We start from the raw sequence: 18,607 nt of genomic DNA, 5'->3' as shown, positions 1-18,607 counted from the left end.
AAGGAGGGGGATTACACCACAGAATCATCCAAATTCGGTGCTAACCAACGTTTCGCTTCATCTAACGTCCAACCTTTACGCTTCGCATAATCTTCCAACTGGTCGCCAGAGATTTTACCCACGTTAAAGTATTCAGTTTCAGGGTTTGCATAATAGAAACCGCTCACTGATGAAGGTGGCCACATCGCAAAGCTCGTCGTCAAGTACGTACCAATCTTGTCGGTTGTACCTAACCAATCAAAGAGTGGTGCTTTTTCAGAATGCTCAGGACAAGCAGGGTAGCCCGGTGCAGGACGAATACCGACATACTTCTCTTTGATCAATTCTTCATTTGAAAGCTGCTCATCTGCTTGGTAGCCCCAGAACTCTTTACGAATACGCTCATGTAAGTGCTCCGCAAATGCTTCTGCAAAACGGTCACCCAAGGCTTGAACCATAATTGCGTTATAGTCATCGCCTTTGGCTTTGTATTCTTGAGATAACTCTTCCGCACCGAAGATTGACACGGCAAAGCCACCCAAGTAATCCTGAGCGACATCTTTTGGCGCAATAAAGTCAGCCAAAGAGTAGTTCGCTTTACCTGTCACTTTGTCAGACTGCTGACGTAAGTGTTCGAAGCTGTGAGTTACATTGCCTGTTTCATCCACAACCGCAACTGTATCTGCCGCTACACGGTTTGCAGGGTAAATGCTGAACGTCGCACGCGCATCAAAACGTTTATTCTCGATGATGTCTTTCAGCATTGCTTGAGCTTGTTCATACAAGTCACGCGCTGCTTCACCCACCACTTCATCTTCAAGGATTTTCGGGAATTTACCCGCCAAGCTCCATGAAATAAAGAACGGCGTCCAGTCAAAATATTCCACCAGAGTTTCAAGCGGATAATTTGTGAAAGTTTCTGAACCGATGAAGTTCGGCTTAACCGGTGCATTCTTGTCGAAGTCGATCTTGAAGCCGTTTTCAACCGATTCTTGATAAGACAATTTAGCCGCTTTCGGTTGCTTGTTCGCAAGACGGGTACGGATTTTTTCATAATCCGCTGCATAGTCAGCCAAAAGCTTAGGTTTCATCTCAGGAGAGAGCAACTGCGTGGCTACACCCACGGCACGCGAAGCATCCGCGGTATAAAGCACGCCATCATTATGATATTGCGGTGAGATTTTCACTGCGGTATGCGCTTTAGAAGTCGTTGCACCACCAATCATCAGTGGAATGTTAAAGCCTTTACGTTGCATTTCTTTGGCAACAAACACCATTTCATCCAGTGACGGCGTGATTAGACCAGACAAACCGATGATATCAACTTTTTCATCAATCGCAGTTTGCAGAATCTTCTCGCATGGCACCATCACGCCCAGATCCACGATGTCATAACCATTACAGCCTAATACCACACCCACGATATTTTTGCCGATATCGTGTACATCACCTTTCACCGTAGCCAGCAGGATTTTACCTTTAGCTTCAGCTTGGGTTTTCTCGGCCTCAATGAACGGGTTCAACCACGCCACAGCCTGTTTCATCACACGTGCTGATTTGACTACTTGCGGCAAGAACATTTTACCGGCACCGAACAGGTCGCCGACCACGTTCATACCCGCCATCAATGGACCTTCAATCACATCCAGTGGTCGTGTAGAATTTAAACGCGCTTCTTCAGTATCCTGGTCGATATAAGTGGTGATGCCTTTTACCAATGCATATTCAAGCCGTTTTTCAACAGATTCATTACGCCATTCAAGGTTTTCTTCGGCTTTTTGCGTACCACTTTGACCACGGTATTTTTCAGCAACAGCAAGCAGTTTTTCGGTTGCTTCCTGACCGCTTTCACCCTGGTTCTGGTTTAAAACAACATCTTCAACCGCTTCTTTCAATTCTTTATCGATGTCATCGTAAATCGCCATCTGACCGGCATTTACAATACCCATAGTCATGCCTTGCTGAATGGCATGGTACAGGAACACCGAGTGAATCGCTTCACGTACCGGTTCGTTACCACGGAACGAGAATGATACGTTCGACACACCACCAGAAATCATCGCATTTGGCAGGTTCTGTTTAATCCAGCCAGTCGCTTCAATAAAGTCCACGCCATAGTTGTTGTGTTCTTCAATACCGGTCGCTATCGCAAAGACGTTCGGGTCAAAGATGATATCTTCAGACGGGAAGCCTACTTCATTCACAAGAACATCATATGAACGTTTGCAGATTTCTTTTTTGCGCGCAGCTGTATCGGCCTGACCATCTTCATCAAATGCCATCACGATCACCGCAGCACCATATTGACGGCAGAGGCGGGCACGTTCGACAAACTCGTCATGACCTTCTTTCAGGGAAATCGAGTTCACCACAGCTTTACCTTGCACACATTTCAGGCCCGCTTCAATAATCTCCCATTTAGAAGAATCCAGCATGATGGGCACACGTGAAATATCTGGCTCAGAAGCAATCAGATTCAGGAAGTGCACCATCGCACCTTGCGAATCGAGCATGCCTTCATCCATATTGATGTCGATGATCTGTGCACCGGCTTCAACCTGTTGACGGGCAACATCAAGCGCTTCGGCAAAGTTTTCTTCACGAATCAGACGCAGGAATTTTTTCGAACCGGTGACGTTAGTACGTTCACCGACGTTCACAAACAGTGAATCTTTGGTGATATTAAATGGCTCTAAACCACTTAAACGACACGCCGGTTCAATTTCAGGAATTTGACGAGGGGTAATGCCTGCAACAGCATTTGCAATCGCGCGGATATGATCCGGCGTAGTACCACAGCAACCACCGGTAATATTAATTAAGCCGCTTTCAGCAAATTCTTTAATAAATGCGGCAGTTTCTTCCGGCGTTTCATCATATCCACCGAAGGCATTTGGCAAGCCAGCGTTTGGATGCGCTGAAACAAAGGTATCGGCAACATCAGACACGGTTTTCACATGTGGACGCATCGCATCTGCACCTAGGGCACAGTTAAAGCCGATAGATAACGGCTCTGCATGACGCATAGAGTTCCAGAAGGCTTCAGCGGTTTGACCGGTTAAAGTACGACCTGATGCATCAGTAATCGTACCTGAAATCATGATTGGCAGTTCATAGCCTAATTCTTTAAAGACTTCTTTTACTGCAAAGATGGCAGCTTTGGCATTTAAAGTATCGAACACAGTTTCGATCAGGATGATGTCTGCACCACCTTCGATCAAGGCTTTGGTTGATTCAATATAGTCAACTTTTAAAGCATCAAAGGTGATGTTACGGAACGCCGGGTCATTCACGTTTGGAGAAATAGAGGTGGTACGCGATGTCGGACCAATCACACCTGCCACAAAGCGTGGTTTTTCAGGCGTTGAATATTTGGCACAGGCTTCTTTGGCCAGACGCGCTGCTTCACGGTTAATCTCGGGAACCAGATCTTCCATATGGTAATCCGACATTGAAACGCGGGTACCGTTAAAGGTGTTGGTTTCAATAATGTCGGCGCCAGCTTCCAAGTAAGCTTCATGAATGCCTTGAATGATTTGTGGCTGAGTCAGCACCAGCAAATCATTATTACCTTTGAGATCATAGGCCCAGTCAGCAAAACGCTCACCACGATAATCGGCTTCTTCCAGTTTATGGCGCTGGATCATGGTACCCATCGCACCATCGATAATTAAAATTCTTTTGGCAAGAAGTCCTTTTAAAGTGGTAAGTGTAGACATTCAAACTTTCTCAGCAGAAATCAAAAAAAACGACGCTAATCTTAGCAGATTAGTTGGCTGATTTCTGCTGAGATTGCTCAGAATGATGGATAAGCATGATATGAAAATTTGATAAGTCATCTAGAAAAACAACAAGTTTTAACATGCGGATCAGAAAATAATGCAATCTCGAATCTGATTCGATGCCTTACAGACAAGAAACAGGATCAGAAAATTAAGCTGATGCTTTCATTCATGAAATTGTCATATTGATGGCTTATGCTGTGCAAATGAAATTTTTGCTCTGCTTGATGACAGGTAGGGCATGAATCGTTTTGGTAGCAAAATATGTGCGGTTGCTAAGCTTAAATAAGCTGGAATACTCTCTTAAGTAATTGATTTATAAAATCAAAATCTAGTGTTTTAGTCGGAATTAAACAGGACGAATAGCAGTAAGAAAATCCAAATAATTGCTTCATATGACAGCAGTTTGTCATATAATTGTCACAATTTAACTGAACAATATGGGGATTCTTGAATCCTCTATTCCTGCTTGCATGAATCCTAATCAAACTCCCGTAGATTCAGCACACGGGTCGGCTTCCCAAAAGTCGACCAATGTTCATGTGCCAACACCGAAATTCTTTATGCCGGTGTTCCTGACTCTTATTATCACTACGCTGATTTATATCGGCTTCCAGTTGTCTGCAGATTTAGCGCATGTACCGGCCTTGGGCTTGTATTCAGTTATTTTGTTAGCGACGGCACTTTTTATTGCGTTGAGCTTTGAGTTCGTCAATGGCTTTCACGATACCGCCAATGCTGTGGCCACAGTCATTTATACCAATGCACTTTCAGCTCCTGTCGCAGTGATGTGGGCCGGCTTCTGTAACTTCCTTGGGGTTATGGTGGCCAGTGGTGCGGTCGCTTACGGCATTATTGCGTTATTGCCGGTCGAGCTGATCATGAATGTCGGCTCCGGAGCAGGCTTTGCCATGGTCTTTGCCATGCTGATCGCGGCTATTCTCTGGAATCTGGGAACCTGGTTCCTCGGTATTCCAGCATCCAGTTCACATACCCTGATCGGTTCGATTCTGGGTGTGGGCATCATGAACTATATTCTGAATGCCGGTACTGGCGCTTCAGGTATAGACATGGAGCAGGTGATGAAAGTCGGTAAGGCGCTGTTATTCTCGCCTTTAATCGGTTTTGCATTTGCTGCGATTGTGTTCCTGCTGGTGAAAAAAATCTTCAAGCGTCAACTGGAACTGTTTCAGCCACCTGAAGGTAACAAGCCACCACCACCATTGATTCGTGCCATGCTGATCTTTACCTGTACTGGGGTGAGCTTTGCCCATGGTTCAAATGACGGTCAAAAAGGTATGGGTCTGATCATGTTAATCCTGATCGGCTGTGTGCCGTTGGCGTACTCGCTGAACAAAAATCTGGATGTACAACATATTCAGTCTTTTGGTCAGTTATCTGCACAAACAGCGGATGTGATCTATCCAAATCATCAGGATATTCCGGATGAACAAGCTCGTGATGTGATCACCAAGTACATTCAGACCAAGGAAATTACCCCTGAAGTCGTGCCTGCATTGGCAAGCTTGACGGATCATCTGGGTGAGAAAGTCGGTAGCTATACCAGCATTAAGGATGTTCCTGAAGCTCAAGTATCTGAATTCCGTAATGACATGTATCTGAGCACTACAGCATTTAAGCGTCTGGATAAAGCAGAAGCTTTACCGGCAATGAGTGCTGCGCAGGAAAAAACAGTGGATGAATACCGTGACAATCTGGATTCATTCCTGCAATACATCCCGACCTGGGTAAAAGTGGCGACAGCCTTGGCACTTGGTCTGGGTACGATGGTCGGCTGGAAGCGTATTGTCGTGACGGTTGGTGAGCGTATTGGTAAACAGCATATGACTTATGGTCAGGGTATGTCTGCCGAACTTGTGGCAATGTCAACTATTGCAGCGGCAGATGGCTTTGGTATGCCGGTATCAACCACCCATGTATTGAACTCTGCAGTAGCAGGTACCATGGTGGCGAACAAGTCAGGTCTGAACTTCCAGATGGTGAAAACTATTCTGTCTGCCTGGATCTTTACTTTACCAGCAACGATCTGTCTGTCAGGTAGTTTGTACTGGGTACTGTTAAAAGTGTTCTAAGTTATTTAGACATAAAAAAAGCTGCTCTAGAGCAGCTTTTTTTTATGGGTGATTTTTACTTCTCCCTAACCCTCACTTGTGCTTCGTTTTAAAAGTGGTGCTTTAAAACTTGCTCAGGAGAGGGGGATTTTACGTTATATATTCAAATATGGGGATTGACGCTAAATCTTGCTCTTTTACCTGATAGAAAAGTAGCTTGTAGGCAGATATCTAACAGTTACTAAAATTTATGATGAGTGCTCCCTCTCCCTTTGGGAGATGAGAAGCACTGCTTCGCAAGGGTGAGGGGATAAACATTAAATAAAAGTTTATCTAACGTAGAAGAAGTCTCGAAAGAAGGAACTAAATTACTTCTTTAACTTACTCAACAATCCCTTTGGTAACTTCTCCGTCGCAAAACCATACAGCGCAGCAAAAGGCAGTGCGGTACGCGCCAGATAAGCAACCCGCCACAAACCACCATGATTTGCGCCATGCATCATCAATTCAAGCGGACGGTTCAGCTTCACTTCAGGATTGGCCACCGATTCTGGATTGCGAAGGTCATGAATCCACAGTGCAGCCATAATTGCATTGGTGGTTTCAGGTGCAAAGGCTTCAACATCAAACAGGCTGGCACCGTTAAATGCGGCTTTTAATAGCGGATTCTTGGTCACGGAATAGGTCGTAGTAGAAGGGGCAATATTGATGCTGACCCGCTGACCTTGAGCACGAGCTAAGGTAGCACGCCATTGCTGAATGCGTTTTGCCAGCGCATAGTTCGGGCCTTGTTCAACCACCAGACAGTCACAAATACCATACGCCTGATCACCAGACTGAATCAGTTCATGCGCATTTTTCTGGAAAAAGTGTTTGCGGCTTAAAGCTGAAACCCCTTTAGAAAGGATCGTCTGTACCTTAGAGCGTTCAGTATATTTTACTTTAGAGGCTTCGATCACTTCACTCGGAACCGCATAAACATCGGTCGGCGTACACATGTACATCAGGCTGGTATTGGCTTTTTGCTGGCTGACATGCTGCATGATGGCATCCATCGCCATGGAGACCCGAACATGCTTTTCACCATCCAGATAGGCAATTGCAGCCAGATCCAGATCCTGTTCGAATTGTAATAACCATTTGGCAATTTCAGGAATCTGGGTCAGCAAATTCGCCCCCAGTTTTTCTTTTAAAATATCAAGTGAAGTATCAGCAGGCAGGTCTTCAGTACATGGCGCATACAGCGTGGCATTGCCTTGGTTGATGGTATCAACAATCTTGCCCCATACACGGGTATTCGGCAGATCAATCGCTACAATATTGGCTTTCCATTTCGCCAGCCAGGTCAGAGGACCGGCTTCAGATGCTGCACCAAACAGCACCGTGGTCCGATCGGAAAGATCAAACCATTCAGGATGCACCACACATTCACGCAGGGCATTGGCATGGCTGGTTTCCACAATGCCTTGGCTTTCCCAGCGCTCAATCTGCTCCAATAAGGCGTCACCTTGCAGCTTTTGACCGTGGTAAGGCACATACCATTCTGGTGCCGATTTGCTATTACCTGTCAGCTTGAAGGTATGCAACTGACCTGCGGGCAGAGTTAAAGCATCTTGTAATACATACTTTTGACCATCACGGTAAAATTCAAAAGTCTGATGGGCCTTTGCCAATCCATCTTCAGCAATTTTCAAGCTGGCTTCAGGAGAACTCAGTCCCTGTTCGACCAGTTGCTTAAAATGTACTGTGTAGTGTTTACGCCAGTTTTTTTCTGATTGTGCCTGTTGAGAACTGTGTGAATCGACATTGGCTAAGGCTGCTGCGATGATCGCGCGTCCTGCTTTGGAGCTACTTGGTTTTTGTTGCGGAGACTGAAGAGGAAATTGAAGACCGTCTGGTGTAATGGACATGCAAAATATCTCGAGAATGACAGTAATTAATATACAGATGTATACATTATCGCTGCAAAATTCAGTCCAAGATTGGCATTAAGTGACATCATCACTTTCTAATATATTACGAGATGTTTCAAACGAATAAGAGAGCAGTAGCTCTCTTATCCATTTTCAGCAGAAATATGAGGCTTAACTCATATGTAGCTTTATTCCTTCAATATTTAAAAAACCTGATTAAAACGGAACCTGCATCAGTTTATTCAGGAAATGCGGAATCAGGCGTGGCTCCAGAATAATCGTCATGACCACCCCGTAAGCCGCTCCCCATAAATGCGCGCTATGATTAATGTTGCTATTGCCTTTTTTGCCTGACCAAATGCTATAGGCTACATACAGCACAGCAAAAATAATGGCAGGAACCGGAATGAAGAACACAAAGATCAACTTCCAAGGTTCAAACAGAATATAGGCAAACAGCACAGCTGACACTGCACCGGAAGCACCTAGACTGGCCCAGCGCGCATCATTTTTATGCTTCAGGTAACTTGGCAGAATCGCTGCGATCAGACCACCGAGGTAAAACAGGATAAAACCCAGGTCATACAGATATTGACGATAAAAGCTTTCAATCACGCTGCCGAAGAAGAACAGGGTAATCATGTTAAACAAGAGATGAGCTCCATCCGCATGGATAAAGCCATGCGTAATAAAGCGGTCATATTGTCCACGTTGCAGTGCCGGTGGCCAGAAAATCAGGCGATTCATCACCGTCTCTTTGGAGAAAGCAATAAATGACACAATACAGGTGATCAGAATAATGGTCACGGTATGATTAAAAGGTAAATCAAGCATATAAATGATTCTAAGGGTGCCTATTTGCCAATTATCATGCCATTAAAATTAAGCTAAAGTTGTACTTTTATAATAAATCCGACAATTTTAGTTGATTTTTAAAAATTACCCCGCATCTTCAGTTAAAATGGCCGCTTGAGCTTGAGGAAATTATTGTTATGTCGACTGAGAACAGCAGCACTCCAGTTGTTGGTGAAATTCCCAACTTATTGATTACACCAACAGCACAAGAGTATTTAAAGGATCTACTGGATAAACAGAACACCCCGGGTATTGGTGTGCGTGTTTTTGTAGAGCATCCAGGTACTCCTCGCGCTGAATGTTGCATGGCCTATAGTGCACCTGATGAAGTTGTACCGACAGATTATAAGCAGGAATATCCTGATTTCCCTGCTTTTATCGACTCGCCATCTATTCCGTATTTACTCGATGCCGTGATTGACTACAACAAAGACCGTTTTGGTGGTCAGTTGACCTTCCGTGCGCCGAACTCTAAAGTGCCACGCGTGGGGCCAGATGCATCGGTAGAAGAGCGTATTACCTATGTCTTGCAGTCTGAAATTAACCCGGGTCTGGCAGGCCATGGTGGTAACTGTGCACTGGTCGAAGTCAAAGAAGACCCTGAAAAAGGTTTAACCGCTGTACTTAAATTTGGTGGTGGTTGCCAGGGTTGTTCAGCGATTGATATCACTTTGAAACAAGGTGTTGAAACCACATTAAAACAACATGTACCAGAGTTAATGCATGTCGTTGATGAAACGGATCATAGTCAGTCTGAAGGTGCGTATATGAAATAAGCTGTTCTATATAACAGTTTATTTATCGCATTTTAAAAAACCTCGAAATTTCGAGGTTTTTTTATATCTGGCTTAAAAACTAGTGAATGTTAATGATAATAATTATCAATATTAATTGCATTAAATTGAGAAACTGTTACACTTCGCAACCGAATAAACATGATCTCTTCATAAATATTGGGGCGCATAAGGTATGAATAAGCCATTCTTAAAAACAACTTTGGCATTTGCTGTACTCACAGCCATGACTGTTTTAGTGCAAGCGCAGGACCCAGTTACTGAAGAAAAAAGGAAGTAGTACAGTCTGATAAGACCAAGTTACAAACGATTGTGGTGACTGCGAGTGGGCAGGCAGTATATGTTAAATCTGCGCCAGCTTCAATTAGTGTCATTACTGCCGAAGAAATTCAAAAACAACCCGTTTCAAGTCTGGCTGATATTTTAAAACGTGTACCTGGGGTAACTGGGGGGCTTAGTTCAAATGGTGCTGGCTCAAAAATTCAATTGCGTGGCATGCCTGAAAATTACACACTTATCTTAATTGATGGAAAACGTGTAGGTTCGTCCAGAGATACCAACTATCGTGCAAACTTGGGTCATCAAGATCTAAACTGGGTTAGACCAGAAATGATTGAGCGCATTGAAGTCGTACGTGGGCCAATGTCTTCTTTATATGGCTCTGATGCGATGGGTGGAGTGATCAATATCATTACCAAAAAAATCCCTTCAGAATGGGGAGGGTCTTTTACCTTAAACCATACCGTGCCGACTACATCTTCTGATTTGGGCCGAACGGTCCAATCAGGACTAGTCGGATATGGCCCTTTAACCGATACACTCGGTATGCGTGCTACAGTCGGGATCACTGAACAGGAAGCGGATCAAGGCTATCAAATTTCTGATCGTAATATTCCTGGAATGGCGGGAAGTAAGGCAACAGGCCAATCGGGTAGCCGTGATCAAAATGCGAATTTAAAGTTTGATTATACGCCGAATGATATTCATAGCCTGTCTTTAGAACTGGGCTATGGGTTGCAGCAAGACAACCCGTCTACCACATCACAGGTGGTAGATGGCCAAGAACAGGCCGTATTATCTTGGGGCCCGTCAGAGTTAGAACATCGTTCAATTTCTTTGTCACATGATGCCAAGTGGGCTTTTGGTGATTCAAAAATTACTGCTTACTATAATGATTATGATCAAAGTCAGGTGACAGAGACAGGGCCGACCACACAAAAATCCAAGGAAAGCATTGTAGAGGGTAATCTCAATATTCCGTTTCAGTTAGGTGTTGAGCATATCGCTACAGTGGGAGGCCAATGGAAATCAGAAGAGTTGATCAATACACGTAATATTGGGCTTTCTATTCCAAGTTATGACGGAAATGAATATGGTTCAGAGCTAGAAGGAGATACTTGGGCGCTGTTTATTGAAGATAAAATTATTTTTAATGATCAAGTGCATTTAACACTGGGGAACCGTTTTGATCATCACGATAAATTTGGCACACATAATAGTCCCCGTGCTTATCTGGTGCTGCAACCAAATGAAGTATTGACCGTCAAAGGTGGTGTTGCTCAGGGCTTTAGAGCACCTTCATTAAAAGAGAATACTGCAGGTGCCGCAACTCGTTCAGGGGGGAATGGATGTACATCACTTAAGCCTTTGGGTTATGTGTCGGGCGGATGTTATATGGCTGGTAATGCAGACTTGCAGCCTGAAGAAAGTACTAACTATGAAATTGGATTTAATTTTGCTCAAAATGACTTTGATCTCGGTTTAACCTACTTCCACACAGATTTTAAAAATAAAATCGAATATCGTGCTTTAGGCGAAATTAATGGTGTGTGGTGGACACAATATCAAAATGCTGAAAAAGCACGTGTACGAGGCTTGGAAGCAAGTGTAGCACTACCACTTTTAGATAGTTTGAGCTGGAAAACCAATGCAACCTATTATTTTGAGTCAAAAAATTTAGTGACAGGCAAAAATCTCTCAACGATTCCAGAGTTGTCAGTTTATAGTGCACTCAACTGGACGCCAACTGATCCACTTTCCTTGGAACTTGCAGCGCAATATACCGGTGAGCAATATACGGCAAGTGCTGAAGATACAGTGGTGATGCAAAAGCCACATACCGTATTTAATCTGTCTGCAAATTATGAGGTGAATGACCAAGTCACTGTTCGGGCCGGGTTAAATAATTTATTTGATAAAAAACTGTCAAATGCTTCAAATGATTATTATCTGGATCGTCAGCAAGTATTTGCCGGATTAACCTATAATTTCTAATCTAAGCAGGCAAAAAAAGCCGCTTTATAGCGGCTTTTTTATTTAAATCTTAAGAATTTTCAAAGTATCTTCATGATAATAAAATTGTTCCAGATATTTGCGTGCACGCTCACGTAAATGGCCTTGAGAAACCATCTGCTGGATTACCGGACTGAGCAGTTGCTGCAATTCATTCTGAATTAGCGCTTCATCAATATTCAAATCACGTAATAACTGATCAAAGGTATGTTCCTGATTGCGGACATACCAGGTATGAATTCCGTCATGCACTTGCTGCTGCAGATAGTCTGTCTGACGTATATGATCCCAGATATCATGACCTAAGCCGACCGTCTGATTCAGGTCCTGCAGCTCAATATAATTCTTCAAGACCGATACTGGCATGTCTTTGATTTTATGCCAGAGATTGGCCTGAAAATGATAGAGTTTCTCGTCGTCAAAATGCTGGTTCAGCACATGCTCACTCATCTGGCTGAGCTTTAGAATGTTTTTTTGCAGATAACGCGCAATGGTGCTATCGAGGTTGGTATCGGTGACATTTTCCAGTACCGATTTGCCCATTTTCATAAAGCGGGAAACCCCGGGTACGCTTTTGGCAATCATGGAGTTATCCAGATAATCCTGAATGGAATGCTGGATCAATTGGGTAATCATGGCGGAAAATGCCGGATTATTCACTATGGTTTTAATCAGACGCTGCCGATGGCCACTTTTGCTGGCCACATACTGGGCGATCTTGTCTATGGTCAGTACTGGAATCAGATCGGCAATCGTGGTGGAATCATTGGCCGGATGCACCAGGGCAAAACGGATATGCTCGGCAATCTGTTCAATCAGAAAGCTGCTGGCGGCAGTACCCAGAATCTGTTTTTGTAAAAGCTGGTTGATCAGTTCACAACTCCACAGCTCTTTCAGCGTCTGTTTACGTAGCCACAAATAAAATGCATGAAACTCGCTTTGAATCGTTTCAGATTGAGAAAATGCCTGATCGAGAAAATCAAGTTGAGCATCGATCAACTGCTCAATCATCGGGTGTTTCTGCATAGCCTCTCTGAAACTTAATTTAAAGGAATGAGTTTATCAGCAAGCGGGTTTTTTAGGGTCTGTGTCTTGGCCAGAAAAGGCAAATAATGTTGTGCAACCTGTTTTTCTGCTTCCAGAAGCGGCATATGCCCGACATTATTCAGAATCACCGGTTTTTCTGCACGTTTCAGCAGGGCATGCAGTTCTTTGACTACTTCGACATTAATGATCCGATCCTGTTTGCCCCATAAAATCAAGGTGGGTGCTTCTACCGTGCGGGTCAGGCGGGCAAAGGTTTCCGGTGTATAAATCCGGTTTAGCATCACCACCTGATCAATCGATTTATTGGTTTGTTCAGCGCGTGAAATCAGCAGTTTTTCCTGTGCATGTCGCAGCTGATAAGGGATCACTGGCGGGTTCTGCATCAGCTGTTTGGAAACATCCTGCAGATCACCGGGCTTGCTGACGATCAGATCTTTTAAGGCTTGAGGATCTTTGGTATAGGGCGTATTCCCCATTTTATACAGGCCCGCACTATTGATCAGAAACAGGCTTTGCGTATCGAAAGGGTATTGCGAGGCATAGACTGTGGCAATCGAGCCGCCTAAGGAATGTCCAGCAATATGTAAATTCTCGTCCACATTTAAGGTTTCAACAAATAGACGCAGCTGAGAGGTCACATTGGGCACAGAAACATCAAAATTGTCCGGAACTTTGGTGTCGCCGTTGCTTGGCAGATCCGGAATAATGACATGATAATAGGGCGTCAGAAACTGGGCGACCCGGTTCCAGTTGTCGCGCGTGCCTGCCAGACCATGAATCAGTAGAATGGATGGTTTGTTCTTGGCACCGCCTTCGCTATAGCTCCAGGTGACCTCGCCAATTTTGAGGGTTTTGGATTTGAGTCCAGCAAGGCTGCGTTCTTCTAACAGATGCTGCTGCAAGACTTTGGCAGATGTTTCATTTTTCTGGCTAAACAGTATTTGAGCCTGTGTCAGGCCCGGTAATGCCAAGCTTAAGGCAACCAAGCCTGAACAGATCATTTTCGAGCGCAATTTTATTATTTTCTTCATTGGCCATTCCCCAAAACAAACCCAGTAAGCAAATTGCTCAATCAAAATACTTCCATGTTATAAATTTGCAATTTTCATTCAAATAAAAACATTATTCTTCATTCTATTTTAAATCAATCTTTGCGCTTGTCACCCATTAGTTTTTTGCTGAATTACATTAAATGACTGGAAAATGTGATGTATTGCGCATAAATTACCTGCAGAAATGAAATTAGATAAATGCTAAAAATTTAATCAGCTAAGATTTTTTGCAAGTGACATTCAAAAAAACTGGCAGTAAGATATTGCAACTAAAACCATCGGTGATAGAAAAGAATGCTCACAGCTCAAGAAGCTTTAGAACGTCTTAGACAGGGTAACCAACGTTTTGTCAGTGGCGATACCACGCATCCAAAACAACTTAGCCACCAACAGCGCGCAGAAATGGCAGAGGATCAGAATCCGTTTGCGATTGTCTTGGGATGTTCAGATTCGCGCGTTCCAGCCGAAATGGTTTTTGATCAGGGTCTCGGCGATCTTTTTGTGATTCGTGTTGCAGGTAATATTGTTGCACCCTCACAGGTCGGCAGTGTTGAATTTGCCGCGGCACGTTATGATTGCGCGATTGTGGTGGTGTTAGGTCACAGTCACTGTGGTGCGATTAAAGCGACTATTGATACCTTGATGTGTCCAGATTGCCCCCCATCGGCAAACCTGATGTCGATTGTGAACCGCGTACGTCCTTCAGTTGAAACTTTAATGCAAACTGAACTGAAAAATGACTTGGCAAAATTGTCCAAGCATGCAGTACGTTCCAACGTATTTGCTTCGGTGAATCAGTTGCGTCACGGTTCAGCCGTTCTGGAAAACCTGATTGGACAAGGAAAACTAAAAGTCGTGGGTGCTGAATATTCACTGGAAACTGGTGAAGTGACATTCTTCGATTTCTAATCACGATTCATCTAAATATATTCTAAAATAAGTTAAAGGCGCTTTATAAAGCGCCTTTAATGTATGGATAAGCATTATTTAACAGAATCGTCTGTGCTTTGGCATTTGGATGAATCAGATCCTTTTGCATCAGGGTTTTATTACCGGCGACACCTTGCATAAAGAAAGGCAATAATTTCACCTTATATTGCTGACTGACCACTTTATAATTATTTTCAAACGCCTTGCTATAGGCCTGCCCGTAATTAGGCGGCATCTTTATGCCAAATACAATGACCTTGGCCTTGGCTTTCTGGCTCTGCTGAATCAGGCTGGCTAAATTTTTTTGAATCATTTGTGGTGGTTGTCCACGTAAGCCATCATTGCCACCTAACTCAATCACCACAAGGTCTGGACGATGCGTCTGCAGCAATTTTGGCAGTCTGGCCAGTGCTCCGCTGGTGGTTTCACCGCTGACACTTGCATTGACCACTTTATGCTGTTTCGGATACTGTTGCTCTAAACGCTTTTGTAATAAATGTACCCAACCCTGCTGGGGCTGGATACCATAACCTGCACTTAAACTATCACCTAAAATCATAATCGTCTTTGCTGAAACCCCAAGAGGTAACAGGCACAGACTGAGCAAAAAAAAGTAAGGCAATAGCCGAGTTTTCTGATTAAGATCTTTCATATAGGACACGTATGATTCAAAGCAGCAACGATTCGACCATCATGCCACAGGCTATTATTTCTGCCCAGAAATTGACACAAAAGATACAACTTTCACAAAAACAACTCACCATTTTTGAGGATCTTGATCTGGATATTCAGGCCGGAGAACAAGTGGCTATTACCGGTCGTTCCGGTTCCGGAAAATCCACATTACTGGGTATTCTGGCGACACTGGATCAGGCAAGTTCAGGTCAGCTTCTGGTCTGTGGCGAATCAGTGTCTAACTTGAATGAAGAACAACGTGCGCTAGTACGTTTAAGAAATATCGGATTTGTCTTTCAGTCTTTTCAGCTCTTACCGCACCTGACTGCACTTGAAAATGTAATGCTGCCACTGCGCCTGCAGCCCGGCTTTAAATATGCAGAAGCTGAGCAAAAGGCGTTGGCATTACTACATAAGGTCGGTCTGGATCGACAGGCGCAGCAAACCCCAAAAGTATTGTCCGGGGGAGAACAGCAACGTGTGGCGATTGCACGCGCACTGGTCAGTGAACCAAAAATCATTTTTGCCGATGAACCTACGGGCAATCTCGATGGTGAAACAGCCAGAGAAATTGAACAACTGCTATTTCAACTGAATCGGGAACTGGGAACAACTTTGGTGCTGGTCACGCATGACCGCAAATTGGCGCAGCAGTGTCAGCGGCATTTTGAACTGCTGAATGGCGAGCTGATTGAACATCCGAATGGAGGATGAAATGAATCCATTATTTCGTCCTTTACTGACGCAAAGCTTTAAAACCACCGGGATTTATCTACTGATTATTGCCTTAACGCTGGCGATCAGTGCGACTACTGCACTCAAGTTTAGTAACGAGCAAATCCAAAATGCAGTCGCCTTACAGGCAGCAGAAATGCTGGCTGGTGATCTGGTGCTTTCAGATAATGAGCCTTTGCCAAAGCAGTGGCGTGATCAGGCCAAGCAGCTGGATTTAAAGCAGTCAGAAGTCACTTTCTTTAGCAGTATGGCCTATACCGATGCGCAGTTTGTCATGGTCAATGTCAAAGCCATAGATCAGCCTTTTCCTTTGCGTGGTGAACTGCGGGTGCAACCGGCAAAAAAATCGATTCAGTCTGGTGAAATCTGGCTCAGTCCACAAGCCATGGATTTGCTCAAAGTCAAACTGGGGGATCAGCTCAATATTGCCGATGCGGCGTTTAAAGTCACCGCCAAGATTGAACAGCACTCCAATCAGGAACTTGGATTTTCCGGATTTTCGCCGACCGTAATTATTTCCCAGGCAGATGTCGCACGAACCAATGCGATTCAGGTAGGGAGCCGGATTGAATATCGCTTACTCATGGCTGGCCGTCCAGACGATACCCAACAATATGAAGCCTTATTCAAGCAGCAGGTCAAGTCAGCAAACGGCTCGGCTGAAACGCCAGCGGAAGTGCAAGGGCAGGAGTTTGAGGAGCAAAGCAGTCTCAGGTTACGCAATGCCAGTGAAGGCAATACCCGCTTGATGAAGCCAATCGCCAATCTGGACACTTTCCTGCAACTGGCCAATATTCTGACCATTCTATTATGCGGGATTGCCATAGCCTTAACCGCACAGCGTTATGTGCAGCAGAATCAGGATCATATTGCCTTGATGCGTTGTATCGGTGCCACCAAGCAGCAGATTCTGTCGGCTTATCTGGCTTTACTCGGGATGGTGCTGTTAATTGCGATGCTAATTGGTACCGTGGTCGGGATCAGTCTGGGTTATGGACTGTTGCAATTGATGTTGCAGCTGATTCCAAATTTGCAGATTGAATTTTCAGCCCTGGCAATGTTGCTCGGACCATTGCCAGTCGCGATGCTGACCAGTGCCGTGGTGTTACTCGGCTTTGTCATGCCAAGCTTGTTGCAATTGCTGAATACCCCGCCAATTCGGGTGATCCGCCAGCAGGAAAAATCAGTGCAATCCATGCTGTGGATGCTGCTGACTGGAACGCTCAGCCTGATTATTTTTAGTGTGATTTTGACTGAAAACTTGCTGCTGACCGCCTGGGTGATTGGCGCGATTATTGTGTTATGTGCAGTGCTGTATCTGACGGTATGGGGGATGTTGAAACTGCTGCGGAATATGAAGTTGAATCTGTCAGCCTATGTACGCACACCTTCTCAGACTGCTTTGCAGATTACGGCTTTAGCCTTGGGCTTGAGCCTGATTACAGTATTGGCAGTCTTGCGTACTGATCTGCTGGATCGCTGGCAGCAACAGTTACCGGAAGGTACGCCGAACCAGTTTGTTTATGGTTTACCGCCTTTTGATATGCCAGACCTGAAAGCTCAACTTGAGCAGAATGGCTGGAAAAGCACGCCACTGTATCCAAATGTCCGTGGGCGTCTGGTCGCCAAAAATGATCAGCCTTTTGCCGAGGAACTGGTGAAAAGCAGCAATACCTTAAGACGTGAACTGAATCTGACCCAGTCAAATAGCTATCCACAAGATAATGTGATTGTCAGTGGTGACGCGGTATTAAAACAAGTCGGCACCGTATCGGTCGAAGCCAATACTGCCGAAGAGCTAGGGATCAAGATCGGAGATAAACTCAGTTTCAGTCTGCCGGAAGGGATACTGGAAGCTAAAGTCGTTAATCTAAGAACAGTCGAATGGGAAAGTTTTAGTCCCAACTTCTTCTTTATCTTTGCACCCAATACCATGGATGCCAATGCCGGCAGTTATTTGGGAAGTTTTTATGTCCCGGAAGCAGATAAGGGCAAACTGGTGTCTGTGATCCAGCAATTTTCCAACACGGTCTTTATTGATGTCAGCCTGATTCTGGAAGAGATCAAACGCATTGTGAATGTATTGGTACAAATCGTGACGATTCTGGCGGTACTGGTCAGCATTTCCGGTTTTCTGGTGCTGATGGCCTGTTTGAACCTGTTGATGGATGAACGCAAACGTGAAGTGGCTTTGCTACGATCATTCGGTAGTTCCAAGCAGAAACTGAAAACCATGATGAGTCTGGAAATTGGTTTTATTGGGCTGTTTGCCGGAATAGTTTCCTGCCTGTTTGCCGAAGTGATCAGTGCGATTGCCAGTTATAAAATGGATTTAATGATTCAGCCGCATTGGGAAATCTGGATTATCCTGCCGATCTTTATGACCTCTTTATGTGCGCTGATTGGCCGTTATCGCCTGAGTTATCTGTCAGAGATTCCACCCTTACAAAGTTTGCGTGAGATGAATCAATAAGATTCATC

Annotated in this window: 11 protein-coding genes and 1 pseudogene; 6 read left to right on the top strand and 6 right to left on the bottom strand. The window is 44.4% G+C overall.

Translation table 11 applies throughout. The features are described 5' to 3' along the window. Positions 1–11: 11 nt before the first annotated feature. Positions 12–3,698: a methionine synthase gene (gene metH / locus F890_RS12190; RefSeq protein WP_005267104.1), complete on the bottom strand. Its 3,687-nt coding sequence runs from the start codon at positions 3,696–3,698 to the stop codon at positions 12–14. A gap of 536 nt (positions 3,699–4,234) precedes the next feature. Between metH and F890_RS12185 the strand changes: the two genes are divergently transcribed. Next, positions 4,235–5,854, top strand: coding sequence for an inorganic phosphate transporter (locus F890_RS12185; protein ID WP_017397809.1), 1,620 nt, complete (start codon positions 4,235–4,237; stop codon positions 5,852–5,854). Between the two features lie 347 nt (positions 5,855–6,201). Here the strand turns inward: F890_RS12185 and F890_RS12180 are convergent, their stop codons facing one another. Together F890_RS12180 and F890_RS12175 are read right to left on the bottom strand one after the other, a co-directional pair. Beyond that, positions 6,202–7,743, bottom strand: coding sequence for a hypothetical protein (locus F890_RS12180; protein WP_005267100.1), 1,542 nt, complete (start codon positions 7,741–7,743; stop codon positions 6,202–6,204). 219 nt (positions 7,744–7,962) lie between these two features. Further along, the gene (locus F890_RS12175) at positions 7,963–8,580 is read right to left on the bottom strand and encodes a rhomboid family intramembrane serine protease (protein WP_004646259.1); all 618 of its coding nucleotides are present in this window, start codon (positions 8,578–8,580) and stop codon (positions 7,963–7,965) included. Positions 8,581–8,738: 158 nt separating this feature from the next. Between F890_RS12175 and nfuA the strand changes: the two genes are divergently transcribed. Then, the gene (gene nfuA, locus F890_RS12170) at positions 8,739–9,377 is read left to right on the top strand and encodes a Fe-S biogenesis protein NfuA (RefSeq protein ID WP_004279400.1); all 639 of its coding nucleotides are present in this window, start codon (positions 8,739–8,741) and stop codon (positions 9,375–9,377) included. A 193-nt stretch (positions 9,378–9,570) separates the two neighbouring features. Then, a pseudogene (locus tag F890_RS12165) lies at positions 9,571–11,669 on the top strand (TonB-dependent receptor domain-containing protein). Positions 11,670–11,711: 42 nt separating this feature from the next. On the opposite strand, the gene F890_RS12160 reads toward F890_RS12165, so the two are convergent. Both F890_RS12160 and F890_RS12155 read right to left on the bottom strand, forming a co-directional pair. Beyond that, positions 11,712–12,713, bottom strand: coding sequence for a hypothetical protein (locus F890_RS12160; protein WP_005267096.1), 1,002 nt, complete (start codon positions 12,711–12,713; stop codon positions 11,712–11,714). A gap of 14 nt (positions 12,714–12,727) precedes the next feature. After that, positions 12,728–13,765, bottom strand: coding sequence for an alpha/beta fold hydrolase (locus F890_RS12155; protein WP_005267095.1), 1,038 nt, complete (start codon positions 13,763–13,765; stop codon positions 12,728–12,730). A 315-nt stretch (positions 13,766–14,080) separates the two neighbouring features. Between F890_RS12155 and F890_RS12150 the strand changes: the two genes are divergently transcribed. Next, positions 14,081–14,695 (top strand): carbonic anhydrase, encoded by a 615-nt coding sequence (locus F890_RS12150; RefSeq protein ID WP_004646264.1) that lies wholly within the window; start codon positions 14,081–14,083, stop codon positions 14,693–14,695. Between the two features lie 43 nt (positions 14,696–14,738). Here F890_RS12150 and F890_RS12145 read toward each other — a convergent pair whose 3' ends face one another. Continuing rightward, positions 14,739–15,368, bottom strand: a complete 630-nt coding sequence (locus F890_RS12145) for an arylesterase (RefSeq protein WP_005104662.1) — start codon at positions 15,366–15,368, stop codon at positions 14,739–14,741. A gap of 11 nt (positions 15,369–15,379) precedes the next feature. On the opposite strand from F890_RS12145, the gene F890_RS12140 reads away from it, so the two are divergent. Further along, the gene (locus F890_RS12140) at positions 15,380–16,105 is read left to right on the top strand and encodes an ABC transporter ATP-binding protein (protein ID WP_004646266.1); all 726 of its coding nucleotides are present in this window, start codon (positions 15,380–15,382) and stop codon (positions 16,103–16,105) included. A 1-nt stretch (position 16,106) separates the two neighbouring features. After that, positions 16,107–18,599, top strand: a complete 2,493-nt coding sequence (locus tag F890_RS12135; protein WP_005267094.1) for an ABC transporter permease — start codon at positions 16,107–16,109, stop codon at positions 18,597–18,599. Positions 18,600–18,607: the final 8 nt, after the last annotated feature.

Origin of the sequence: Acinetobacter sp. CIP 64.7 (assembly GCF_000369745.1) — a bacterium.
GTDB classification, from domain to species: Bacteria; Pseudomonadota; Gammaproteobacteria; order Pseudomonadales; family Moraxellaceae; genus Acinetobacter; species Acinetobacter fasciculus.
This window is presented reverse-complemented; position numbering and strand designations above follow the sequence as displayed.

Bases quoted from the DNA above. Each gene is read 5' to 3' on its own strand.
- F890_RS12145 (WP_005104662.1), bottom strand. From the start codon at position 15,368: ATGAAAGATCTTAATCAGAAAACTCGGCTATTGCCTTACTTTTTTTTG.
- nfuA (WP_004279400.1), top strand. From the start codon at position 8,739: ATGTCGACTGAGAACAGCAGCACTCCAGTTGTTGGTGAAATTCCCAAC.
- F890_RS12175 (WP_004646259.1), bottom strand. From the start codon at position 8,580: ATGCTTGATTTACCTTTTAATCATACCGTGACCATTATTCTGATCACC.
- F890_RS12155 (WP_005267095.1), bottom strand. From the start codon at position 13,765: ATGAAGAAAATAATAAAATTGCGCTCGAAAATGATCTGTTCAGGCTTG.
- F890_RS12135 (WP_005267094.1), top strand. From the start codon at position 16,107: ATGAATCCATTATTTCGTCCTTTACTGACGCAAAGCTTTAAAACCACC.
- F890_RS12140 (WP_004646266.1), top strand. From the start codon at position 15,380: ATGATTCAAAGCAGCAACGATTCGACCATCATGCCACAGGCTATTATT.
- metH (WP_005267104.1), bottom strand. From the start codon at position 3,698: ATGTCTACACTTACCACTTTAAAAGGACTTCTTGCCAAAAGAATTTTA.
- F890_RS12185 (WP_017397809.1), top strand. From the start codon at position 4,235: ATGAATCCTAATCAAACTCCCGTAGATTCAGCACACGGGTCGGCTTCC.
- F890_RS12160 (WP_005267096.1), bottom strand. From the start codon at position 12,713: ATGCAGAAACACCCGATGATTGAGCAGTTGATCGATGCTCAACTTGAT.
- F890_RS12180 (WP_005267100.1), bottom strand. From the start codon at position 7,743: ATGTCCATTACACCAGACGGTCTTCAATTTCCTCTTCAGTCTCCGCAA.
- F890_RS12150 (WP_004646264.1), top strand. From the start codon at position 14,081: ATGCTCACAGCTCAAGAAGCTTTAGAACGTCTTAGACAGGGTAACCAA.